This window comes from Pseudomonas sp. DY-1 (assembly GCF_003626975.1).
GTDB lineage: Bacteria > Pseudomonadota > Gammaproteobacteria > Pseudomonadales > Pseudomonadaceae > Metapseudomonas.
Genome location: NZ_CP032616.1, coordinates 249,705 through 270,915, shown reverse-complemented (window position 1 = coordinate 270,915; position 21,211 = coordinate 249,705). Strand labels below are relative to the sequence as shown.

Genomic DNA, 21,211 nt, shown 5'->3' with positions numbered 1-21,211 from the left:
TTTCCAACTTCGTTAAGGGGCTGAATGAAAAGGACTAATTCGGGGAATGGCCTGTAGGTGCGAATGAATTCGCCCCTACAGGATGGTGACTGGCGTCACTCATCCCGCCGCAAATCCGGCGGGATCGGCAGGTTGTTCAGCGGCGCCGGGCGCTTGCCGCGGCCGGAACGGAATTGCTTGAGTTGATAGACGTAGGCCAGGACCTGGGCAACGGCAAGGTAGAGTCCGGCGGGGATTTCCTGGTCCAGTTCGGTGGAGTAATACACCGCCCGCGCCAGGGCCGGGGACTCCAGCACCGTCACCTGGTTCTCCTGGGCAATCTCGCGGATCTTCAGTGCGGTGAAGTCATTACCCTTGGCCAGCAGCAGCGGCGCGCCGCCCTTTTCGGCGTCGTACTTCAACGCCACGGCGAAGTGAGTCGGGTTGGTGATGACGACGTCGGCCTGAGGCACGGAGGCCATCATGCGCCGCTCGGCCATCTCCCGCTGAAGTCGGCGGATACGCGACTTGACCTCAGGCTTGCCCTCGGAGTCCTTGTACTCGTCGCGCACTTCCTGCTTGGTCATCATCAGCTTCTGCTTGTTGTCCCAAAGCTGGAAGGGCACGTCCACGGCGGCAATCAGGATCAGGCCGCAGGCGAGCCAGACAGCACTCCAGCCCACTACCTGGACGCTGTGCAGGATGGCCATGTCCAAGGGCTCATGGGCAATGGCGAGAAGATCGTCACGGTCTGAATTGAGCACCGCGAGCGCCACCAGCAGGATGAGTGCGAATTTGGCCAACGCCTTGAGCAGTTCCGCCAGTGCATGCAGGGAGAACATTCGCTTGAGCCCGGAAAGCGGGTTCATGCGACTGAACTTGGGCATCAGCGCTTCGGTCGAGAACAGCCAGCCGCCCAGGGAAATCGGGCCGACGATGGATACCACCAATAGGGTTATCAACAGCGGCAGCAAAGCGTCCAGCGCCATCTTGCCCGAGGTGAGCAGGAACAACCCCATGCTGCGCTCATCCATCAGAACCTCGCGCGGCAAGTCGAAGTTGCTGTGCATCAGCTTCATCAGCATGTCGGCAATGCCACCACCGGTTGCGAGGAGGCCACCCGCGCCAGCCAGGGTCACGGCTAAGGTATTCAGCTCCCGGGAACGGGCGATCTGGCCCTTCTCGCGGGCCTCCCGCAGCCGTTTCCCTGTGGGTTCCTCGCTCTTATCCGCCCCGCTCTCACTTTCTGCCATGGCTCACCTCAGCAGTAGGCCCGGGTAACCGCCGGGACGGGTAAGGAGTTGTTCATCGCGCCCTCGCCAGCTCACGCATGAGCTGCAGGGCGTCACTGGCCAGTACCTGGTACTGGGAGAGGATGTCGGCCATGCCGATCCAGACGATCACAAGGCCCAGCGCCAGGGTCAGTGGGAAGCCGATGGAGAAGATGTTCAGCTGGGGTGCTGCGCGGGTCATCACGCCGAAGGCCAGGTTGACCACCAGCAGCGCGGTGATCGCTGGCAGCGACAGCAGCAACCCTGCCCCCATCACCCAGCCGAGCTTGCCGGCCACTTCCCAGTGATGATTGGTCAGCAAGCCGCCGCCTACCGGCAGGGTGACGAAGCTCTCGGCGAGTATCTCGAAGACCACAAGATGGCCGTTCATGGAGAGGAACAACAGGGTTACCAGCATCAGGTAGAACTGGCCAAGCACCGGCACCGAAACACCGTTGGTGGGGTCGACCATGGAGGCGAAGCCCAGGCCCATCTGCATGGAGATGATCTGCCCCGCCACCACGAAGGCGTGGAAGAACAGTTGCAGCACGAAACCGAGTAAGGCGCCCACCAGAATCTGCTCGCCCACCAGCAGGATGTTGCCGAGGTTGATGGCGTCGACCTGCGGCATGGGGGGCAGCGTGGGCACCAGCACCACGGCAATCGCCAGCGCCAGGTACAGGCGAACGCGTGTCGGCACGAGCTGCGTGCCGATGATCGGCATGGTCATCAACAGCGCGGCAATGCGGAACAACGGCAGCAGGAAGCTGCCGATCCAGCCGCCGATCTGCGCGTCGCTGAGTTCGAGCATGGTCAGCCGATCAGCATCGGGATGTTCTGATAGAGCGTCTGGATGTACTCCATCAGTTGGCGGGTCAGCCAGGGGCCGACCCAGATCAGGGTGAGCAGCATCACCAACAGACGCGGCAGGAAGCTCAGGGTCTGTTCGTTGATCTGCGTGGCGGCCTGGAACATGGCCACGATCAGGCCGACCACCAGGCTCGGCACCACCAGGATCCCGACGATGATGCAGGTCAGCCAGAGCGCATCACGGAACAGGTCGATTGCAACTTCCGGAGTCATCGCAACTCTCCTAGACGCCGCCGAAACTGCCGGCAAGGGTGCCGATGATCAACGCCCAGCCGTCCACCAGGACGAAGAGCATGATCTTGAACGGCAGGGAGATGATCAGGGGCGAGAGCATCATCATGCCCATTGCCATCAGCACACTGGCCACCACCAGGTCGATGATCAGGAAGGGGATGAAGATCATGAAGCCGATCTGGAATGCTGTCTTCAACTCGGAGGTGACGAATGCCGGGACCAGGATGGTCAGCGGCGCAGCATCCGGGCTGGGTATATCAGTACGCTTGGACAGGCGCATGAACAGGTCGAGGTCGCTGGCGCGAGTCTGCGCCAGCATGAAGTTCTTGATCGGCACTTCAGCTTTCGCTATCGCGTCCTGGGCCGTCATCTGCTCATTGAGATAGGGCTGCAGCGCCTCGCGGTTCACCTGGTCGAATACCGGCGCCATGATGAACATCGTCAGGAACAGTGCCAGGCCGATGAGGATCTGGTTCGACGGCGTCTGCTGCAGACCAAGCGCCTGGCGCAGGATGGAGAAGACGATGATGATTCGGGTAAAGCTGGTCATCAGCATGACGAACGCAGGAATGAAGCTCAGCGCCGTCATGATCAGCAGGATCTGCAGGCTTACCGAGTATTCCTGCTGACCTTCGGGATTGGTGGACAAGGTAATGGCGGGCACCGACAGCGGATTGTCGGCGCCAAGGGCCAGGGGCGCAGCCAGCACCAGCAGCAGCGCAATGAGGAGGCGGGGCATCAATGCTTGTCCTTGCCGAGCAGTTCCATCAGTCGTTGAGCGAATTCCGGGCTAGCCGCCTCGGCGTCAGCCTGTTGCACGGGCTCTTTCAGTACATGCAGCGGCGTGATGCGTCCAGCACTGATGCCGAGCAGGATCTGCTCACCCCCCACCTGCACCAGCACCAGCCGATCACGCGGACCCAATGCCTGACTGGCTACCAGCTTGATCACCTGGCCCCCACGCGGCCCGAGTTGCTGCACCCGACGCAGAAGCCAGGCAAGCAGGAAAATCAGTCCGACCACCAGCAACAGGCCGATGGCCAGTTGCCCCAGTTGCGCAGCCATACCGCTTCCAGCCTGGGTAGCCGCCGTAGCGGATGCCGGAGTGGTCACAGCGGTTTCGGCGGCAATGCCGCTGATGGGCAGAAGCGACAGCCCGGCAAGAAGAAAACGGTGCATGGTTTCAGCGCAGCTTCTTGATGCGTTCACTCGGGCTGATCACATCGGTCAGCCGGATACCGAACTTCTCGTTGACCACCACCACTTCGCCATGGGCGATCAGGGTTCCATTGACCAGCACGTCCAGCGGCTCGCCGGCCAGGCGGTCAAGCTCGATCACCGAGCCCTGGTTGAGCTGCAGCAGGTTACGGATGGTGATGTCGGTGTTGCCCACTTCCATGGAAATGGACACCGGGATATCCAGGATCACGTCAAGGTTCGGGCCGTCGAGGCTTACCGGACCGCTGGCCTTGGGTACGCTGCCGAACTCCTCCATCGGCGCGCGTGGCGAACTGGGAGCTGTGCTGCCCTGATTCATCAGCGCGTCGATATCGTCCTGGGAAGCATCACCGGCTTCGGCCAGGGCCGCGGCCCACTCATCGGCCAGGGCCTGTTCTTCTGGGGTAGTGTCCATGTCGTTTGCCATCGCTTGACCTCGGCTGGCTCTGAATTCGTGGGAAACGCGCGATCAGCGCTGGCGTTCGATCGGTTCGAGGATCTGCAGGGACAGATTGCCCTTGTGCGATCCCAGCTTGGCCTTGAAGGCCGGCACGCCATTGGCGCGCATGATCATGTGCTCGGGCAGCTCCACCGGGATCACATCGCCGGGCTGCATGTGCAGGATGTCTCGCAATTTGAGTTGGCGACGTACTACGGTGGCGGCCACCGGCACGCTGACGTCGAGGATGTCCTCACGCAGCGCCTTGATCCAACGCTCGTCCTGGTCATCGACGTCGGATTGGAAGCCGGCGTCGAGCATCTCGCGGATGGGCTCGATCATCGAGTACGGCATGGTGATGTGCAGGTCGCCGCCACCACCATCCAGCTCAATGTGGAATGTGGATACAACCACCACTTCGCTGGGGCTGACGATGTTGGCCAGGGCCGGGTTCACTTCCGAGTTGATGTACTCGAAGTTCACATCCATCACTGCGTGCCAGGCCTCGGCCAGGTCGACGAAGGCCTGGTCCAGCACCATGCGCACGACGCGCAATTCGGTGGGCGTGAACTCACGCCCCTCGATCTTGGCGTGACGACCGTCGCCACCGAAGAAGTTGTCCACCAGCTTGAACACCAGCTTCGCATCGAGGATGAACAGCGAGGTGCCGCGCAGGGGCTTCATCTTCACCAGGTTGAGACTGGTGGGCACATAGAGCGAGTGCACGTACTCGCCGAACTTCATCACCTGCACACCGCCCACCGCCACGTCCGCGGAACGACGCAGCAGGTTGAACATGCTGATGCGGGTATAACGGGCGAAGCGCTCGTTGATCATTTCCAGGGTCGGCATGCGCCCCCGGACGATGCGGTCCTGGCTCGTCAGGTCATAACTCTTGACGCTGGCAGGGTCCGCGTCGGTTTCGGTTTCAACCAGGCCGTCATCGACACCGTGCAGTAGCGCGTCGATCTCATCCTGGGACAGCAGGTCTTGAACAGCCATGGTTGTACCTTGCCTACTGCAGTACGAAGTTGGTGAAGAGCACTTGCTCGACGGTGATCGCCCCGGTTTCCTGCTTGGCCAGCTCCTGCACGGTGGCGGTGGCCTGCTGGCGCAGCATTTCCTTGCCCACCGGAGTGACCAGGTTGTCGAAGCTCTGGCTGGAGAACAGCATGACCAGCTTGTTGCGCAGAACCGGCATGTGCACTTTGAGTGCATCCATCTCGGCCTGGTCACGGGCCATCAACGCGACGCTGACCTGCATGTAGCGCTGGCGACCGTTCTGGCTGAAATTGACTACGAAGGCTGGTGCCAGCTCTTGATAGATGGCGGGCTGTTTGGTCGGCGCTACGGCCGCGGCTTCTTCCTTGGCCGGCTCAGCGGCCTTGTCGCCGCGACTGAGGAAGAACCAGGTGGCGCCGACCGACAGACCGATCGCCAGCAACAACGCCACGACGCCCAGGATAATGAGCTTCAGCTTGCTCTTGCCGCCTGCCACAGCGCCCTCTGCCGGGGCCTTCGCTTCTTTCTTCGCCATGCCAATAATCCGTCGCCTGGCGGGGAAAACCCGCCTTTTCCTGGGAAATGAGCAAGTGTTATGCCAGCTCGCCGGCCAACCAGCGGTTCAGGCAAATGCTTCAGGGCTGCGGATATACCAGTGTCAGGGGCGGCTGTCACGAAGTCAGGCGTAGAAGTCCACCAATCCGCGTCCACCACCCGCGCTGGCCGGGCGGATCTCGCTATGGCTCACGCTGATTTCCTCATCGCCCCCACCGCCAAAGTCGGCACGGCCACCGCCGGAGCGCCGCTCGCCGTCGCCACCCTGCCCCTGCCAGCCACGGTTGAGCGACTGGTCGGAAACGTTCACGTCGGGCTGGTTCATGCCCTGCTGGGCGAACATATCGCGCAGTCGATGCATCTGCCCTTCCAGGGCATCGCGAACGTTGGCGTTGGGACTGGCGAAGGTTACCTGGGTCTGATCCTGGGTCATATGCACGCGTACCTCGAGTCGCCCCAATTCCTGTGGATCGAGCTGGATCTCAGCGGACTTGAGGTTCTGGCTGGACAGCCACATCACGCGGTCCACGACCGCCTCGCTCCAGCCGCCCTGCTGCATGGCAACCGGCTGTCCGGGCACCAGTGCCGGCGCGCGCTGGGCCTGGGCAGTGTGCTGGCTGATGGACTGGCTCAGCGCATTGAGACGACTGGCCAGCAACTCGTTGCGCACTTCACCTTTGTTTTCGCCAAGGCCTTCCGTCAGTTCCACCGACAGCTCGGTGGATGACAGGGCCTTGTCCAGCTTGCCCTCACCGGTCTCCAGCGGCTTGTCGGCGAAGGCCGCCAGGGCATCGGCGAAGTCCTGATCTGCGGTCGGCGCTGTCTGCGCCGCCTGGGTGGTCGCGCTTTGCGCCTGCTGGGCGGCCTGAGCGCCCTGGTCCAGTGCCATTTTCACGGCCGGCAAGCCATTGAGCTGGTCCAGGTCCGGATCGAGGCTGGCTTCGGTCAGGGTCGCCGGAGCACTGCTGGTCACCTGTGGTGTCACGGGCAGTGCCGGTAGCGTTTCGCCGGAACTATCCGCCACTACCGACGCGGCATCGGCAGGCGGTTGGCCGGTCATTGCCATGAGCAGCAGCGGGTCCATCACCGACTCATCCGGTTTCTCCTGGGTTGCACCGTCTTCCTCGCCCGGCAACGGCTTGCCGCTTTCGGCAACCGCCGGCTGGTTGGTGGCAGGATCTGCCGCCGGCTTTTCCTGGCTAGCTGCCTCATCCGACCTGGTCTTGGCTTGCCTTGCAGCCGCCTCGCTCCGTTCGACAGCTTTTGCCTGGCGTTCTTTCGCGTACATCTGGGCGAAGCTGGAAGCCTCGCCCTTGTTGGTTTCCGCCGGTTTTTCCGGGGCTTTTGCGGCCGGTGCTTTCGGCTTCACTTCAGGCCTGGCCTGAAGAAGCAGATCGGGGGCAACGGGCATGGGCACTCTCCGCTCGGGTTGGTTCGTGCCAGTCTGATTGCAAGGGACGGGCCAACATGTCCGACAGCGAGTGGAAGCGTTGATCAGTGCGCCAGCCCGCTTCGCGCGTCCTGCAAGAGATCACGGACGATGAGGAATTCCTGCTCGATCAGCAGGATGACGCCTGGCGCATCGGACAGCTGGTCACGGCGGGCCATGTCCTCCAGTTGCTTGCACAGGCTCGCCAGCTCAAGGGCCCCCATGTTGCTGCAGCTACCCTTGAAGCTGTGGGCGGCCAGGCGCAGGGCCTGGCTATCGGACGCGGCGTTGGCCTGACGGATCTGTCGCAAGCGCTCCGTCGAGTCCGCCAGGAAGGTATCCAGCAGCACCGGAAACTCGTCCTCCATGACGTCCCGCAAGGCGGACAGCACTGAATGGTCGAGATGGATATCGGACAAACCCGTCGCTCCCTCTACTGAACGTCAGAAAATTATGCCTTAACGGGCCAGCGGAATTCGACGCGTATGCCCCTGCCATCCTCGGCGGGCTCACAATAGGCGGCGAGCTGCCTGATCAGGGTCAGGCCGCGGCCGCAGAGGCCGTCCATCATTGGCTCACGAGCCAGGACAGTCCCCAGGTCGAAGCCTTTGCCGCTGTCTTCCACATGCACCAGCAAGCGCCCTCCCCTGCCCTCCGGGACCAGCTGCAGATTGAAGCGCACGTAGCCATCGTCCAGCCCGGCAAGGCGTTCGCTGCGCTCGCGATAATAGCGGGCGAAACCTTCGGCGTTGCGCTTGAGGGAAGAATCCAGCCCCAGTACGCCGTGCTCCAATGCATTGGAGTAAAGCTCAGCCAACACCGTATAAAGCGCTCCCCCCTGGTCGCGCAGCCCCTGGACCTCCAGCAGCAACTGCAGGAGGAAGGGCAGCGGGTTGAAGCGTTTAAGCGTCTGGGCGCGAAACTCGAAAGAGGCAGACCAGTCAAGCGGGCTGGCCTGGCCGCTGTCGGTGAAGGCCAGCTTGGCACGCTCGGTGGAGTCATCGAGCATGCGCACTTCGATCATGCTCACGTCGTCCTGGGCATGGCCCCGGAAGGCGCTCAGGGCCAGCTGGATTTCGTCGAACAGCCGGTTGCCGTCGCCATTGGCATTGAAGACTTCGCGCAAGCGCTGGTCCCCAAAGGTTTCGTCGCTGTCATTACGGGTTTCCAGCACCCCGTCCGAGACCAGGAAGATGCGGTCGCCCGTTTCGATGGGATAAGACTCGAAATGCGCATTGAAACTGCCCTGGTCAAGCACGCCCAACGGCAGGTGGCGCGACACGAGCGGCACCAGTTCGCCGCTATCGGCGCGGCGCAGATACCCTTCGGGAAGGCCGCCGTTCCATACCTCGACCAAACGCCGCTGGAAACTCAGGTTGAGGAAGGTCGCACAGCAGAACACGCCAACCGGCAGGATGCGTTTCAGCTTGGCGTTCATCTCCCGCAGGATGTCGGCCATGGCATAACCCTTGGCGGTCATGCCGTAGAACACCTCGGCCAGCGGCATGGCACCAATGGCTGCCGGCAGACCATGGCCGGTGAAGTCGCCGAGCAGCACATGCATGCCACCCGAGGGCTTGTAGGCGGCCAGTAACAGGTCGCCATTGAACAGCGCATAGGGCGATTGCAGATAGCGGATGTTCGGGGCACTCAGGCAGCCGGAGTGCGCCACCTTGTCAAACACCGCCTTGGCCACCCGCTGTTCGGTGACTAGGTGTTCGTTATGCCGGGCGATCAGGTCACGCTGCTGCAGCACTGTGTCTTGCAGACGGCGCAGACGGTCGAGCGCCTTGATTTTGGCTTCGAGGATGACGCGGTTGTAGGGCTTGGCGAGGAAGTCATCCCCGCCCGCCTCCAGGCAACGCACCAATGCCTCGTTCTCGGTGAGGGAGGTGAGGAAGATGATCGGCACCAGGGCTTCGCCGGCCAGCTGCTTGATCTGGCGGGCAGCTTCGAAGCCATCCATCACGGGCATCAGGGCATCCATCAGCACCAGTTGCGGCTGTTCTTGCTGGAACAGCGCCACGGCCTCGCGGCCATTGGCGGCCGTCAGGGCCCGGTGGCCCTGGCGGTTGACAATGGTGGACAGCAGCAGCCTATCCGCTGCGTTGTCCTCGGCAATCAGGATCGTCAGCGGCGACGGCATGGCAACAGGCCTCAGGCGATCTGGAACAGTTGTTCGAAGTTGGAGATGGCGAGGATTTTGCGGACGTCGGGGTTGCAATTGGCAAGGCGAATCTGGGCACGCTCGCCACCGGCGTGGTCACGCAGCAGCAACAGCATGCCAAGTGCGGAGCTGTCGAGGTAGGTGGTGCCCTTGAGATCCACGACGTAGCGCTTGGGGGTGAAATTGACGCGCTCGTAGGCGTCGCGGAATTCCTGGTGGGCGCCGAAATCGAAACGTCCCTGGATAGTGATGGTCAGCTCCTGCCCATCGTCTGAGGGCATCGAGGTGATGGCCATGCAAAGCTCCTTGTTCAAATTCGGAATGCGCGTGGTGAAGATTTAGCACCCACCATCAGGCACGGCAACTGGAAAGCGGCGAGCCGGGAGAATTTATGGTTCTGAGATGACACGTTGAAGAATGCATTCGCTTTCGCGCTGAACGGTTGGTGTGCACGGCGCACCCTACTCCTCACCTCTGGCGGGCAAGCGTTGCACCAGTTCGTCCAGCAGCTTCTGCTCGCGCTTGTCCTCGGCTGCCCGGGCCTCGTCGAGGTAACGCTGCACCAGCTTGCGCAGCCCCTCGAGACGCGCATAGCGCTGTTGCCAGGCCGCGCGGGCCTTGTCGAGGTTCTCGCGGTGCCATTTGACGCTCTGCAACTGCTGGCCGATGGCGGATTCGAGCTGCGACAGGAAGCGCTGGTAGTTCATCAGCCATTGGCCGGAAACACCGCGCCGCCCTTCCTCGATCCATTGCTGCTGGTAGTCGGAGCGATAGCGCTCCAACTCGCCCAGTTTCATCTCCGCCTGAGTGACCTGCGCCTGACAGCGACCGAGCATGCGCGCGGCTTCACGCTCGGCGCGCTCGGCCATTTCGACCACCGGCGCCAGGCGCGCCGCCCGATTGCGTGACATGTGCTATCAGCCCTGGATACCCAGGGCTGCCGCAAGACGCTGGGCGCTCTGGGGAAGGCTCTCGCTCTCGTCGAGGCCCTGGCGCAGAAAGGCACTCATGGCCGGCTGGCGAGCGATGGCCAGGTCGGTATCAGGGTCGCCGCCTGCGACGTAGGCGCCCACGCTGATCAAGTCACGGCTCTGCTGGTAGCGCGACCAGAGCTGCTTGAAGCGCTGGGCCATCTTCATGTGTTCGGGGCTGACCACCTGGGGCATAACCCGGCTGATGGACGCCTCGATGTCGATGGCCGGGTAGTGGCCCTCCTCGGCCAGGCGGCGGGATAGCACGAAGTGGCCGTCGAGTACGCCGCGCGCGGAGTCCGCAATCGGATCCTGCTGGTCGTCGCCTTCGGAGAGCACGGTGTAGAAGGCCGTGATCGATCCACCACCCTGTTCGGCATTGCCGGCGCGCTCCACCAGCTTCGGCAGTTTGGCAAATACTGATGGCGGATAGCCCTTGGTGGCCGGCGGCTCGCCAATGGCCAGGGCGATTTCGCGCTGGGCCTGGGCAAAACGGGTCAGGGAGTCCATCAGCAACAGGACGTTCTTGCCTTTGTCGCGGAAGTACTCGGCAATTCGGGTGCAGTACATGGCGGCACGCAGGCGCATCAGCGGCGCATCGTCCGCCGGGGACGCCACGACCACGGAACGTTTGAGGCCTTCTTCACCGAGGATGTGCTCGATGAACTCCTTCACTTCGCGACCCCGTTCACCGATCAGGCCGACGACGATGATTTCCGCCTCGGTGAAGCGGGTCATCATGCCGAGCAGCACGCTCTTGCCCACGCCGGTACCGGCGAACAGGCCGAGCCGCTGGCCACGGCCGACGGTAAGCAACGAATTGATTGAACGAATGCCCACATCCAGCGGCTCGCTAATGGGGTGGCGCTTGAGCGGGTTGATGGTGGGGCCGTCCATCGGCACCCAGTCTTCAGCCTTCATGCCACCCTTGCCATCCAGGGCGCGACCGGCGCCATCGAGCACGCGGCCAAGCATGGACATTCCCATGGGCAGGCGGCCGGTATCCGGCAGTGGTACGACGCGGGCGCCCGGGGCAATGCCGGAAAGGCTGCCCACCGGCATCAGGTAGATCTTGCTTCCGGCAAAGCCCATCACTTCAGCTTCCACCTGCACCGGGTGATAGCTGTCGTCGTTGATTACCAGGCAGCGACTGCCCACTGGTGCGCGTAAACCCTCGGCCTCCAGGGTGAGCCCCACCATACGCAGTAGGCGGCCTTCCACCATGGGTTGCGAAGGCAGATCGATGACATCGTTGTAACCCGCCAGCCGCTTGGCGAAGCTGGCGCGCTCAATACGCATGATCGAGGCTGTCCGGAGAGTCCAGGTCGACCACCAGATCGGCCGATGGCGGATGGACCTTCTGCTCGCGTTGTTGCTCGAAGAGCTGCTTCATGGCCAGGTTCAGGCGCGTCTCGATGCTGGCGTCGATGCGCGAATGTTCGGTCTCGACCCGGCAGCCGCCGGGCTCAAGCGCTTCGTCTTCGAGGATGCGCCAGCTTTCTTCATGGCGTTCGCGCAGGGCCTTCACCTGTTCGAAGTCCTGCGGGTTGATGTGGATGCGCACGTTGCTGGCGCCCATCGGCAGCAGCTTCAGCGCCTCGCGCAGCACATGGCGGATCTGTCCGGAATCCATGCGCAGCTCGCGCTGAATCACCTGGCGGGTGATCAGACTGGTGAGGTGCACCAGGGACTCCTCGATCTGCCGGTCCTGCTCGGCGATGGGGTCCAGCAAGTGCCCCATCAGCGCGTCGAGCTGGGCCAGTCGGGCATTCACGGCAGCCTCCGCTTCCTGACGGGCCTTGAGCTGGCCGGCATGGAAACCGTCGCGCTCGCCGGTGGCGAAGCCTTCGTTGTAGGCGTCCTGGCGAATGGCCTCGAGCTCGTCCAGCGTCAGCGGCTTGACGTCCTCGACCGGCACTTCCTCGATCTGCGATTCAGGCTCCGGCTCAGGCGCCGCCGCAGCCAACGGCTCTTCCGGCTCGGCGGGTTGCGGGGCGTCCGGATCGAAACTGGGCAGCGACCAGCGATCGAAGACGTTGACGTCCTTGGCGCGGATCAGTTCGCTTGCCGAATCCTTGTTGGCCATGGGCGCCGCCTCAGATCATTTCTTCGCCGCCCTTGCCGCCGAGGACGATTTCCCCGGCTTCGGCCATACGGCGGGCGATGGTGAGGATTTCCTTCTGCGCCGACTCGACGTCGCTGACACGCACCGGGCCCTTGGCTTCCAGGTCGTCGCGCAGCAGCTCGGCCGCGCGCTTGGACATGTTCTTGAAGACCTTCTCCTTGATCGCGTCGTCCGAGCCCTTGAGAGCCAGGACCAGCACGTCGGAGGACACTTCGCGCAGCAGCGCCTGGATGCCGCGGTCATCGACGTCGGCCAGGTTATCGAAGACGAACATGAGATCTTCGATCTGCGTAGAGAGGTCCTCGTCCACTTCGCGGATGGAGTCCATCAGTTGGCCCTCGACCGAGCTGTCGAGGAAGTTCATGATGTCCGCCGCGCGCTTCACGCCGCCCATGGTGGTGCGGGTGGTGCTGGCGTTGCCGGCGAACTGCTTCTCGAGGATCAGGTTGAGTTCCTTGAGCGCGGACGGTTGCACGGTATTGAGCGACGACACGCGCAGGACGATGTCCAAGCGGACCTTGTGGTCGAAGTGGCTGAGCACTTCGGCGGCCTGGTCCGGGTCGAGATAGGCGACCACGATGGCCTGGATCTGCGGGTGCTCGTAGCGGATCACGTCGGCCACGGCACGCGGCTCCATCCACTTCAGGCTGTCCAGGCCACTGGTGCTGCCGCCTAGCAAGATGCGGTCGATCAGGTTGTTGGCCTTGTCCTCACCTAGGGCCTGGGTGAGCATCTTGCGGATGTAGCCATCGGCACCGACGCCCAGGCTGGTCTGGTCGCCGACGATCTCGACGAACTCGCTCATCACCTGTTCCACCTGTTCGCGATGGATATTGCGCATCTGTGCCATGGCGACGCCGACCCGCTGCACTTCCTTCGGCCCCATGTGACGGAGCACCTGGGCGGCGTCGGTCTCGCCCAGGGACAGCAGCAGAATGGCGGCCTTGTCGACCTTGTTCAGCTTGGCGGGAGCGCGGTTATCACTCATCGGCGTTGATCCACTCTTTGACTACCAGGGCCACACGGCCAGGATCTTCGGCCACCAGGCTCTTGATGGCGTTGAGCTGCGCATCATACCCGTCGCTCGGGCTGGGCAGGAGGATGCTTTGCGGGCCGCCCAGGCTGACGCGGTCATCCGACAGCTCGCCCGATAGCCCCATCTCGCCCAGGTCGGCATCGCCGCGACCGCCGTCCAGGTCCCTGGACTTGCCGGTGCCACTGATGTTGTTCAGCACCGGGCGCAGCACACCGAATACCAGCACCAGGATGAAGAGCACGCCCAGCACTTGCTTCACCACATCCCAGAACCAGGGCTGGGTGTAGAAGGGAATGTCGATGACTTCTTCGCCGCTGTCGTTCATGAAGGCGGTGTTGATCACGCTGACGCTATCGCCACGGCTGGCGTCGTAGCCCACCGAGTCCTGCACCAGCCGGGTGAAGCGAGCAATCTCGTCGGCGGTCCAGGGCACTCGCGTGGTTTCGCCAGTCTGTGGGTCGACCTTCACCTGATCGTCCAGCACCACCGCGACGGAAAGCCGGCGCAGGCGGCCCTGCTGCTGCTTGGTGTAACTGATGGAACGGTCCAGCTCGAAGTTGCGGGTGGTCTGATCGCGCTTGTCTGTCGGGTACGGCGCGAGCATCGGCTTGCCAGTGGCTGGGTCGATGATCTGCTGGCCGTTGTCATCCAGCAGCGGCTGTCCCGGCTGCACGCCGGCCGTTGCTGACCCGGTGGCTTGCTGGGGTGCGGCGCCCGGCGCCGGTGGCTGGTTGGACAGCGCACCCGGCACGCCTTGCGGACCGCCGTTGTTCTGGCGCTCTTCGGCGAGCTTCTGCTCGCTGCGCAGGGCCGGTTGATCCGGGTTGTACATTTCGGAGGTGGATTCGACCGCGCTGAAATCCACGTCCGCGGATACTTCCGCCTTGTAGCGGCCATTGCCCAGCACCGGCTGCAGGATGCTGTGCACGCGCTGGGTGTACAGGGTTTCCATACGACGGGTGTAGTCGAACTGCTTGCCGGCCATAGTCAGCTCGGACAGTTCCTGCTGGTCGGACAGCAGGTTGCCTTTCTGGTCGACGACGGTGACCTGCGACTTCTCCAGTTCCGGCACGCTGGTCGCCACCAGGTTGACGATCGCCATTACCTGGCTCGGCTCAAGGGAGCGGCCCGGATAGAGTTCGACCAGAACCGAAGCGGTTGGCTTGCGCTCGTCACGGACGAACACCGAGCTCTTCGGAATGGCCAGGTGCACACGCGCGCCCTTGACGTTGTTCAGGCTGGAAATGGTGCGTGCCAGCTCTCCTTCCAGACCGCGGCGATAGCGGGTGGCCTCCATGAACTGGCTGGTACCGAGGCCCTGTTCCTTGTCGAGGATCTCGAAGCCGACAGTATTGTCGCTCGGCGCAACACCAGCGGCGGCGAGCTTCATGCGGGCACGGGCCAGGTCGTCTGACTTGACCAGCAGGGCGCCGGAGTTGGGCTCGATCTTGTAAGGGATGTCGGCCGCCCCCAGGGTTTCCACCACCTGGTTTGCGTCCATCCCGGACAAACTGCCGTACAGCGGGCGATAGTCCGGCTGCTGCGACCAGAGCACCACGGCAAAGCCGATGGCGACACTGGCGGCCAGGCCAACCAGGAGGCCAACCTGACGCAGCATGCTCATCTGCGAGAGGTTTTCCAGGAAGGACAGGCCGAACAGCGGCTTCTTCTCTCCCTGCGCTTCCGGCGCATCAGCCTTGGCAGGAACCTTTGCAACAGCGGCTTCAGCCATTTCTCAATCCGTCCTCAAACCGGCATCTGCATGATGTCTTGGTAGGCCTGGACCAGTTTGTTCCGCACCTGGGTCATGGCCTCGAAGGACACGCTGGCTTTCTGCGAGGCGATCATGACATCGGTGAGATCGACACCCTTCTGACCGACCTCGAATGCGGTGGCCATGTCGGTGGAAGCCTTCTGGGTTTCCGAAACCTTGTCGACCGCCTTGCCGAGCATGTCGGCGAAGCTCGGCGCACCGGCCTCGGGGGCTGCCACAGGGGCAGGCTTGGCACGGGCCATTGCGTCCATCTGCATGGAGCGCATTTCCAACATCAGGCGATTGAACTCAACACCCTGGCTCATCTCATTCCTCCAACTGTCGCGCTTTTTTGACGCTACGCGATCCGATGAAGGGGTATCTGCAACAAGGGTGCCAAAAGCTCAGGGACGGGTGTTACGGGGAAGGTTGCGAACTTGTAGGAGCGAGCTCTGCTCGCGAAAAAAACGCGCTCGGGCCGTTCGCAAGCAGAGCTCGCTCCTACGAAAGGTTTGCCGGGACTGGCCTTTCCGCCTCCGGCGTCAGCTGGCGTAAAGGTAGGCCTCTACATCCATTCCGGCGTCGCGCATCTGGGCCAGCTTGTAGCGCAGCGTACGCGGACTGATGCCGAGACGCTCCGCAGCTTCCTTACGACGGCCACGCTCGGAACGCAGAGTGTCGATGATCATCTGGAACTCATGGCGGCGCAGGTCATCGCCCAGCGCGCTTGGCGCCTCGGCAGGCATTGCGGCAACCGGTAGCGATACCACGGGGGCGGCAATCGGAAGCGACGTCACTGTCGGCATGGCCGGGATGATGGCCATGCCGATAGGCGCGGTCAGGCACAGGTCGTGGGGCTGGATGAGCCCGCCCTGCTGCAGGATCAGCGCGCGCTGCACGGCGTTGTCCAACTCGCGGACGTTGCCCGGCCAACCATGGGCCAGCAGGGCCGCATGAGCTTCGACGGAGAAGCGCACGGCAGCGTGATTCATTTTTTTGACGTGTTTCGCAAGCAGGCGCTCGGCCAGCGGCAGGATATCCGCCGGACGTTCCCGCAGCGGGCGCCAAGCCAGCGGGAAAACCGAAAGGCGGTAATAGAGGTCTTCACGGAAACGCCCCGCCGCCACTTCCCCGGCGAGGTCGCGGTTAGTGGTGGCGAGCACGCGGATATCCAGGCTGATCGGCCTGCGCGCGCCGACCCTTTCCACTTCGCGCTCTTGCAGTACCCGCAACAACTTGGCCTGCAGGCCCAATGGCATTTCGGAAATCTCGTCGAGCAGGATGGTGCCGCCATCGGCCATCTCGAACTTGCCCGGAGCACTGGCAATTGCGCCTGTGAAGGCACCCTTCTCGTGACCGAACAGAGTGGCTTCGAGCATGTTGTCCGGAATCGCCGCGCAGTTGATGGCGATGAAGGGGCCGTTGGCACGGGTCGACTGCTGGTGGATGTACTGCGCCAGCACCTCCTTGCCAGTGCCAGACTCGCCCGAGATGAGCACTGTGGAGTCACTGCGCGCCACACGAGCGGCCAGTTCCAGCAATTGACGGCTGGCCGGCTCCAGGGCGACCGGACCATCGCTGGTGAGCTGGGTTACACGCCCCAGCGCATGGCGCGCCACAAGGTCCAGCAGGGTGTTGGGTTCGAACGGTTTTACCAGGTAGTCGGCGGCGCCCTGACGCATGGCATCCACCGCTCGCTCCACCGCGCCGAATGCAGTCATCAGCAATACCGGAAGCTGCGGGAAACGCTGGCGAACGACGGCGAGCAACTGGTGGCCGTCCATGCCGGGCATGTTGACGTCGCTCACCATCAGGCCGAAGGACTCTTCACCCAGTGCCACCAGCGCGGTTTCGGCACAGTCCACGGCGCGGAAGTCGTAACCACCGATCAGCAGCGTGTCCGCCAGGGCTTCACGCAGGGCGCGGTCATCTTCGACCAGCAGAATTTTGGCAGTCATCGTCCTTACTCCTGTGTAACCGACTGCGCCGCGGGAATCAGCGGCAGGACCAGGGTGGCGCAGGTACCGCGACCGGGTCGCGAGCGCAACTTCAGCTCGCCCTGATGGGCACGCGCCACCGCTTTGACCACAGCCAGCCCGAGGCCGGTACCGGTGGTCTTGGTGGTGAAAAAGGGTTCGCCCAGGCGCGCCAGGGTAGCGGCGTCGATGCCCGGGCCGTTGTCACTGATGGACAGCCGCAAGTCGCCGCCGCGCCTATAGAGGTGGACCTTGAGACGCAGATCACGTCCTGCGGCCTGGTTGGCGTTCTCGATCAGATTGAGCATCGCGCCCACCAGGGTGTCGCGATTGCACAGCACCTCTCCCCCGGTCAGATCGCACTGCCAGCGCACTTCCTTGCCTTCCACATGGGACTCCGCCGAGGCGCGCAGTGCGGAGAACACGGCAGATGGTGCCAGGCGATCCGGCAGCGGCAGTTCGCCGCGCGCAAACACAAGCATGTCGCGGACCTGGTGCTCCAGCTCATGCAGGCGCTCTTTCAGGCGCCCGGCAAACCGCTGCTGCTGATCCGTCGGCAAGACCTGCTGGGTCAGGTGGCTGGCATAGAGCAAGGCCGCAGAAAGCGGCGTCCGAATCTGATGGGCCAGGGAGGCGACCATGCGCCCCAGGGCGGAAAGACGCTCATGACGGGACAGCTGATCCTGCAGGCGACGGGTTTCCGTCAGGTCTGTGAGCAAGACCAACTGGCCGGGTTCGGCATTCAGGGAGCGAGTGGCAATGGAAAGGCGGCGGCCGTCCTTGAGGGAGATTTCATGGCCGTCGTCTTCACGCGGGGCAAAGTTACGAGCGATCACTTCGCGCCAGAGCATGCCGACCAGGGGCTGGCCAAGCAGGTTGCGCGCCACCGGGTTGGCTTCCCGCACCACACCCTGCCCATCGATCACGATGACGCCACCCGGTAGCAGGTCGAGCAGGCTTTGCAGGCGGTTGGCCAGGCGTTCCTTCTCCGCCAGCTCCTGCATCCGCTGGGCACTGACCAGGGCCAACTGCCCCTTCAGTTCAGTGACTCGCGCCTCCAGCATGCTGTAGGACTCACTGAGCTGAGCCGACATCTGGTTGAACAGCGCGAACGCCTGCTCAAGGCCGGCGCGGCTGGCCTGCTCAGCGGGGGCGTTTTCCGGATTCTGTGCGGGGGTTACTGCCTGGCTCATTGCTCTTCTCTCGCTCCATCGACCGTCAGCAGACGGTCGGTCGAGGGAGAGATAGCAATACTCGTGCCTAAAATTTAGTCCTTCAAAAACAAGGACTTGGAAAAAGCGGAATTATTCTTCCGCCAATTCCTCGTCGCGACGGCTCATGCCGTACTTTCGCATCTTCTCCACCAGGGTGGTGCGGCGGATACGCAGGCGCTCGGCGGCACGGGCCACTACGCCGGAGGCGTCGTCCAGCGCCTGCTGGATCAGACCTTGCTCGAGGTTGCCGAGGTAGTCCTTGAGATCCAGCCCCTCGGGCGGCAGCAGCGCCGGCGAGGCAACGCCGGGTAGGCCGGCGCCGATGGCCGAACGCTCTTCGATTTCCTCGCGCAAACTGGCCTTGAGCTGCTCATCCTCGTCATCCACATGGCGGAATTTCTTCGGCAGTTCGCTGACGCCGATGACGCCATAGGGATGCATGATCGCCATGCGCTCCACCAGGTTCGCCAGTTCACGGACGTTGCCCGGCCAGTCGTGGTTGCACAGGGACATGATGGCGGCGGAATTGAAGCGAATCGAACCGCGCTTCTCGTGCTCCATACGCGAGATGAGCTCGTTGATCAGCAGCGGAATGTCTTCCACCCGCTCGCGCAGCGGCGCCATCTCGATGGGGAAGACATTGAGACGGTAGTAGAGATCTTCGCGGAAGCTGCCCGCCTCGATCATCTGCTCGAGGTTCTTGTGGGTGGCAGCGATGATGCGCACATCGACATTCTGGGTCTTGTTGCTACCCACGCGCTCGAAGGTACGTTCTTGCAGCACCCGCAGCAGCTTGACCTGCATCGGCAGCGGCATGTCGCCGATCTCGTCGAGGAACAGGGTGCCGCCGTTGGCCAGCTCGAAGCGCCCTGCCCGGCTGGTGATGGCGCCAGTGAAGGCCCCCTTCTCATGACCGAAGAGTTCGCTTTCCAGCAGCTCTGCCGGAATGGCGCCGCAATTGACCGGTACGAACGGGGCTTCGCGACGCTTGGAATGGTAGTGAAGGTTACGCGCCACAACTTCCTTGCCGGTGCCGGACTCACCAAGAATCAGCACGCTGGCGTCGGTATCGGCCACCTGCTGCATCATCTGCCGGACTTGTTGAATGGCGCGGCTGGTGCCTACCAGGCTGCGGAACAGGTTGGGTTCGCGCTGGCGGCCACGCTCGCGGGCGTGATCGTACATTTCGCGATAGACCTGGGCGCGATGCAGGGAGTCGAGCAGCTTGTTGTAGCTGGGCGGCATCTCCAGGTTGGTCAGCAGGCGACGGCGCAAATCTTCCGGCCAATCCATCTGGGGCTGGTCACCGATCAGCAGCACTGGCAGGAACTCGTCCCAAGCCAGCAACTGCTTGATCAGCTCGAGCACGCCACCCTTGGCACTCACCTCGCCGAGCATGACGCAAAGAACGTCACGGCTGGAGTTCAGGGAACCCGTCACGTCGCGCCAGTCGTGGCTGGCACAGTCCAGGTACTCTTCCCCGAGGAAATTCAGGATCACCGCGAAGTCGCGGCGGCGATCGCTATTGTCGTCGATCAGCAGAATCTTGGTTTCACGCCACATTGTCTAGTTCTTGCTTTTAGGGCTGAACGCCGCGCTCCGCGACGCATGGACAGACGGTGCTTCCCGAAGGTGGGTTTGACCGGCAATTGGCCACTAGTAAAGTGAAAAACCCTTGCCGAGTCAATTTTATGGCGTGCTTTTTTTGGTCGAGCCGACGGAATGGCTAAGCGGTTGTCGGAGCAATATCGAACTAATGGCAGATGGGAACTGTCCAGCCATCAGCCGAACAACTTGTAGACCTTGGCGCCCTGCTGAGCCTGATTGATCTGAACCAGCTCGCAGGCAATGCGCTGCTGTTCGGCCTGGCAGATCTCCACCAGTTCACGGTAGAGCGACAGCAGCTCCTGCATGCGAGCGCCGAGTACCTCGACATCGTCCACGGCATCGACCATGGCGTCATCGACGGCCTGGCGGCAGAGCTGGTCCAGCTCACCGATGGCTGCCCAGTCCTGGCGAGCCAAGGCATCGCGCAGGGCGCTGCCGGTTGCTTCAAGACGCTGGACTGATGCATTCATTGGAATTCTCCTGCCAACCCGGACGGCATCACTGGGCAATGCCATCCCATCCGGTTTTCACGTTACGCAGCAACCCTGCCACTTCGTCCACCAGCGCAGCGTCGCTTTTCAGGTTCGCTTCGAGCAGGCGGGACACCATGTACTCGTAGAGTGCATCGAGGTTGGCTGCGATATCGCCGCCCTGCTCGAAGTTCAGGCCATCACGCAGACCGCCAATGATAGCGATTGCTTTGCCGATCAGCTCGCCTTTTTGCGCGAGCTGACCACGCTCGATGGCGCCGCGAGCCTGGGCCAGGCGAGTAAGGCCACCTTCCATGAGCATCTGGATCAGCCGGTGGGGGCTGGCATCCACGGCCTGGGCCTGGGTGTTCACGGATTGGTACTGCTTGAGGGCCGCCATCGCGTTCATGTTCGCTCTCGCTCGTGTGTCGGGCTTGGATACCCAAGGTATCGGCAGCGCCCGCGAGAGCTTTAGCCCGCAGTATTGCGGATATCAGGAAATTTCCGCGGCGACCGGCGCATCCACTTCCGGACCGATGGAGTCCCAGGCCTGTTTGATCTCAAGCAACAGCGCCTCGACCTCTTCGATCGGACGCGGCGAATTGTCCAGGGCAACCCTGGACAGGCGGCGGGTCATGTAGTCGTAGAGTGCGTCGAGATTCTCGGCGATCTCACCGCCGAGCTGCTTGTCCAGGCTGGCCTGGAGCACGCCGATGATGCTGAGAGTGGATCCGACCGCCATGCCGCGAACTTCCGGGTTGCCGGTTTCAAGGCCATGACGAGCGAGGGAAAGTCGCTCCAGGGCGCCATCCAGCAGGAGTTGCACCGCGCGATAGGGGGAGACTTCCTGGCTGGTTTTGACCTGCTTGTAGGTATCGATTGGATTGGCCATCA

At 62.9% G+C, this 21,211-nt stretch carries 24 protein-coding genes; all 24 read right to left on the bottom strand.

Going from position 1 to position 21,211, the window contains the following annotated elements; all coding sequences use genetic code 11:
• Positions 1–95 precede the first annotated feature (95 nt).
• The 24 genes from flhB to fliS (D6Z43_RS01375) all read right to left on the bottom strand — a co-directional run bounded on the left by flhB (position 96) and on the right by fliS (D6Z43_RS01375) (position 21,209).
• Entirely contained in the window at positions 96–1,232 is a 1,137-nt protein-coding gene (gene flhB, locus D6Z43_RS01490; protein ID WP_120649953.1) for a flagellar biosynthesis protein FlhB, read from the bottom strand.
• Between the two features lie 52 nt (positions 1,233–1,284).
• Entirely contained in the window at positions 1,285–2,061 is a 777-nt protein-coding gene (fliR, locus tag D6Z43_RS01485) for a flagellar biosynthetic protein FliR (RefSeq protein ID WP_120649952.1), read from the bottom strand.
• 2 nt (positions 2,062–2,063) lie between these two features.
• Entirely contained in the window at positions 2,064–2,333 is a 270-nt protein-coding gene (gene fliQ / locus D6Z43_RS01480) for a flagellar biosynthesis protein FliQ (RefSeq protein WP_120649951.1), read from the bottom strand.
• A gap of 10 nt (positions 2,334–2,343) precedes the next feature.
• Complete coding sequence (gene fliP / locus D6Z43_RS01475) at positions 2,344–3,093, bottom strand: flagellar type III secretion system pore protein FliP (protein WP_077521919.1); 750 nt, start codon at positions 3,091–3,093, stop codon at positions 2,344–2,346.
• Positions 3,093–3,533, bottom strand: coding sequence for a flagellar biosynthetic protein FliO (gene fliO / locus D6Z43_RS01470; protein WP_120649950.1), 441 nt, complete (start codon positions 3,531–3,533; stop codon positions 3,093–3,095). Before fliO ends, fliP begins: the two co-directional genes overlap by 1 nt.
• Before the next feature lie 4 nt (positions 3,534–3,537).
• Positions 3,538–3,999: a flagellar motor switch protein FliN gene (gene fliN, locus D6Z43_RS01465; RefSeq protein WP_120649949.1), complete on the bottom strand. Its 462-nt coding sequence runs from the start codon at positions 3,997–3,999 to the stop codon at positions 3,538–3,540.
• 42 nt (positions 4,000–4,041) lie between these two features.
• Complete coding sequence (gene fliM / locus D6Z43_RS01460) at positions 4,042–5,013, bottom strand: flagellar motor switch protein FliM (RefSeq protein ID WP_120649948.1); 972 nt, start codon at positions 5,011–5,013, stop codon at positions 4,042–4,044.
• 13 nt (positions 5,014–5,026) lie between these two features.
• Positions 5,027–5,548 carry a flagellar basal body-associated protein FliL gene (gene fliL, locus D6Z43_RS01455; protein WP_120649947.1) on the bottom strand — a complete coding sequence of 174 codons (522 nt, stop codon included), beginning with the start codon at positions 5,546–5,548 and terminating at the stop codon, positions 5,027–5,029.
• Positions 5,549–5,692: 144 nt separating this feature from the next.
• Entirely contained in the window at positions 5,693–6,979 is a 1,287-nt protein-coding gene (locus tag D6Z43_RS01450) for a flagellar hook-length control protein FliK (protein WP_120649946.1), read from the bottom strand.
• An 83-nt stretch (positions 6,980–7,062) separates the two neighbouring features.
• Entirely contained in the window at positions 7,063–7,416 is a 354-nt protein-coding gene (locus tag D6Z43_RS01445) for an Hpt domain-containing protein (protein WP_120649945.1), read from the bottom strand.
• 32 nt (positions 7,417–7,448) lie between these two features.
• Complete coding sequence (locus D6Z43_RS01440; protein ID WP_120649944.1) at positions 7,449–9,143, bottom strand: fused response regulator/phosphatase; 1,695 nt, start codon at positions 9,141–9,143, stop codon at positions 7,449–7,451.
• An 11-nt stretch (positions 9,144–9,154) separates the two neighbouring features.
• Positions 9,155–9,460 (bottom strand): STAS domain-containing protein, encoded by a 306-nt coding sequence (locus tag D6Z43_RS01435; RefSeq protein WP_028626550.1) that lies wholly within the window; start codon positions 9,458–9,460, stop codon positions 9,155–9,157.
• A 165-nt stretch (positions 9,461–9,625) separates the two neighbouring features.
• Positions 9,626–10,075, bottom strand: coding sequence for a flagellar export protein FliJ (fliJ, locus tag D6Z43_RS01430; protein WP_120649943.1), 450 nt, complete (start codon positions 10,073–10,075; stop codon positions 9,626–9,628).
• Between the two features lie 6 nt (positions 10,076–10,081).
• Entirely contained in the window at positions 10,082–11,434 is a 1,353-nt protein-coding gene (gene fliI, locus D6Z43_RS01425; RefSeq protein WP_120649942.1) for a flagellar protein export ATPase FliI, read from the bottom strand.
• Positions 11,424–12,221 (bottom strand): flagellar assembly protein FliH, encoded by a 798-nt coding sequence (gene fliH, locus D6Z43_RS01420; protein WP_120649941.1) that lies wholly within the window; start codon positions 12,219–12,221, stop codon positions 11,424–11,426. Before fliH ends, fliI begins: the two co-directional genes overlap by 11 nt.
• Positions 12,222–12,231: 10 nt before the next feature.
• Positions 12,232–13,248, bottom strand: coding sequence for a flagellar motor switch protein FliG (gene fliG, locus D6Z43_RS01415; protein WP_120649940.1), 1,017 nt, complete (start codon positions 13,246–13,248; stop codon positions 12,232–12,234).
• Positions 13,241–15,028: a flagellar basal-body MS-ring/collar protein FliF gene (gene fliF, locus D6Z43_RS01410; protein WP_120649939.1), complete on the bottom strand. Its 1,788-nt coding sequence runs from the start codon at positions 15,026–15,028 to the stop codon at positions 13,241–13,243. Before fliF ends, fliG begins: the two co-directional genes overlap by 8 nt.
• A gap of 14 nt (positions 15,029–15,042) precedes the next feature.
• Entirely contained in the window at positions 15,043–15,375 is a 333-nt protein-coding gene (gene fliE / locus D6Z43_RS01405) for a flagellar hook-basal body complex protein FliE (protein WP_120649938.1), read from the bottom strand.
• A 216-nt stretch (positions 15,376–15,591) separates the two neighbouring features.
• On the bottom strand, positions 15,592–17,007 hold the full coding sequence (locus tag D6Z43_RS01400; protein WP_120649937.1) for a sigma-54 dependent transcriptional regulator: 1,416 nt from the start codon (positions 17,005–17,007) through the stop codon (positions 15,592–15,594).
• A gap of 5 nt (positions 17,008–17,012) precedes the next feature.
• The gene (locus D6Z43_RS01395; protein WP_120649936.1) at positions 17,013–18,218 is read right to left on the bottom strand and encodes a PAS domain-containing sensor histidine kinase; all 1,206 of its coding nucleotides are present in this window, start codon (positions 18,216–18,218) and stop codon (positions 17,013–17,015) included.
• 111 nt (positions 18,219–18,329) lie between these two features.
• Positions 18,330–19,802 (bottom strand): sigma-54 dependent transcriptional regulator, encoded by a 1,473-nt coding sequence (locus D6Z43_RS01390; RefSeq protein ID WP_120649935.1) that lies wholly within the window; start codon positions 19,800–19,802, stop codon positions 18,330–18,332.
• A 218-nt stretch (positions 19,803–20,020) separates the two neighbouring features.
• The gene (locus tag D6Z43_RS01385; RefSeq protein WP_120649934.1) at positions 20,021–20,317 is read right to left on the bottom strand and encodes a flagellar protein FliT; all 297 of its coding nucleotides are present in this window, start codon (positions 20,315–20,317) and stop codon (positions 20,021–20,023) included.
• Positions 20,318–20,345: 28 nt separating this feature from the next.
• The gene (gene fliS / locus D6Z43_RS01380; protein ID WP_028626539.1) at positions 20,346–20,726 is read right to left on the bottom strand and encodes a flagellar export chaperone FliS; all 381 of its coding nucleotides are present in this window, start codon (positions 20,724–20,726) and stop codon (positions 20,346–20,348) included.
• Positions 20,727–20,810: 84 nt separating this feature from the next.
• Complete coding sequence (gene fliS / locus D6Z43_RS01375) at positions 20,811–21,209, bottom strand: flagellar export chaperone FliS (RefSeq protein WP_120649933.1); 399 nt, start codon at positions 21,207–21,209, stop codon at positions 20,811–20,813.
• Between the last annotated feature and the right edge of the window lie 2 nt (positions 21,210–21,211).

What these genes read in the sequence shown, in the direction of transcription:
- flhB (WP_120649953.1), bottom strand. Translation starts at nt 1,232, where the DNA reads ATGGCAGAAAGTGAGAGCGGGGCGGATAAGAGCGAGGAACCCACAGGG.
- fliH (WP_120649941.1), bottom strand. Translation starts at nt 12,221, where the DNA reads ATGGCCAACAAGGATTCGGCAAGCGAACTGATCCGCGCCAAGGACGTC.
- D6Z43_RS01435 (WP_028626550.1), bottom strand. Translation starts at nt 9,460, where the DNA reads ATGGCCATCACCTCGATGCCCTCAGACGATGGGCAGGAGCTGACCATC.
- fliQ (WP_120649951.1), bottom strand. Translation starts at nt 2,333, where the DNA reads ATGACTCCGGAAGTTGCAATCGACCTGTTCCGTGATGCGCTCTGGCTG.
- D6Z43_RS01450 (WP_120649946.1), bottom strand. Translation starts at nt 6,979, where the DNA reads ATGCCCGTTGCCCCCGATCTGCTTCTTCAGGCCAGGCCTGAAGTGAAG.
- fliL (WP_120649947.1), bottom strand. Translation starts at nt 5,548, where the DNA reads ATGGCGAAGAAAGAAGCGAAGGCCCCGGCAGAGGGCGCTGTGGCAGGC.
- fliM (WP_120649948.1), bottom strand. Translation starts at nt 5,013, where the DNA reads ATGGCTGTTCAAGACCTGCTGTCCCAGGATGAGATCGACGCGCTACTG.
- fliG (WP_120649940.1), bottom strand. Translation starts at nt 13,248, where the DNA reads ATGAGTGATAACCGCGCTCCCGCCAAGCTGAACAAGGTCGACAAGGCC.
- fliS (WP_028626539.1), bottom strand. Translation starts at nt 20,726, where the DNA reads ATGAACGCGATGGCGGCCCTCAAGCAGTACCAATCCGTGAACACCCAG.
- fliF (WP_120649939.1), bottom strand. Translation starts at nt 15,028, where the DNA reads ATGGCTGAAGCCGCTGTTGCAAAGGTTCCTGCCAAGGCTGATGCGCCG.
- D6Z43_RS01395 (WP_120649936.1), bottom strand. Translation starts at nt 18,218, where the DNA reads ATGAGCCAGGCAGTAACCCCCGCACAGAATCCGGAAAACGCCCCCGCT.
- fliE (WP_120649938.1), bottom strand. Translation starts at nt 15,375, where the DNA reads ATGAGCCAGGGTGTTGAGTTCAATCGCCTGATGTTGGAAATGCGCTCC.
- fliP (WP_077521919.1), bottom strand. Translation starts at nt 3,093, where the DNA reads ATGCCCCGCCTCCTCATTGCGCTGCTGCTGGTGCTGGCTGCGCCCCTG.
- fliI (WP_120649942.1), bottom strand. Translation starts at nt 11,434, where the DNA reads ATGCGTATTGAGCGCGCCAGCTTCGCCAAGCGGCTGGCGGGTTACAAC.
- D6Z43_RS01390 (WP_120649935.1), bottom strand. Translation starts at nt 19,802, where the DNA reads ATGTGGCGTGAAACCAAGATTCTGCTGATCGACGACAATAGCGATCGC.
- fliN (WP_120649949.1), bottom strand. Translation starts at nt 3,999, where the DNA reads ATGGCAAACGACATGGACACTACCCCAGAAGAACAGGCCCTGGCCGAT.
- fliR (WP_120649952.1), bottom strand. Translation starts at nt 2,061, where the DNA reads ATGCTCGAACTCAGCGACGCGCAGATCGGCGGCTGGATCGGCAGCTTC.
- fliO (WP_120649950.1), bottom strand. Translation starts at nt 3,533, where the DNA reads ATGCACCGTTTTCTTCTTGCCGGGCTGTCGCTTCTGCCCATCAGCGGC.
- D6Z43_RS01385 (WP_120649934.1), bottom strand. Translation starts at nt 20,317, where the DNA reads ATGAATGCATCAGTCCAGCGTCTTGAAGCAACCGGCAGCGCCCTGCGC.
- fliS (WP_120649933.1), bottom strand. Translation starts at nt 21,209, where the DNA reads ATGGCCAATCCAATCGATACCTACAAGCAGGTCAAAACCAGCCAGGAA.
- D6Z43_RS01440 (WP_120649944.1), bottom strand. Translation starts at nt 9,143, where the DNA reads ATGCCGTCGCCGCTGACGATCCTGATTGCCGAGGACAACGCAGCGGAT.
- D6Z43_RS01400 (WP_120649937.1), bottom strand. Translation starts at nt 17,007, where the DNA reads ATGACTGCCAAAATTCTGCTGGTCGAAGATGACCGCGCCCTGCGTGAA.
- fliJ (WP_120649943.1), bottom strand. Translation starts at nt 10,075, where the DNA reads ATGTCACGCAATCGGGCGGCGCGCCTGGCGCCGGTGGTCGAAATGGCC.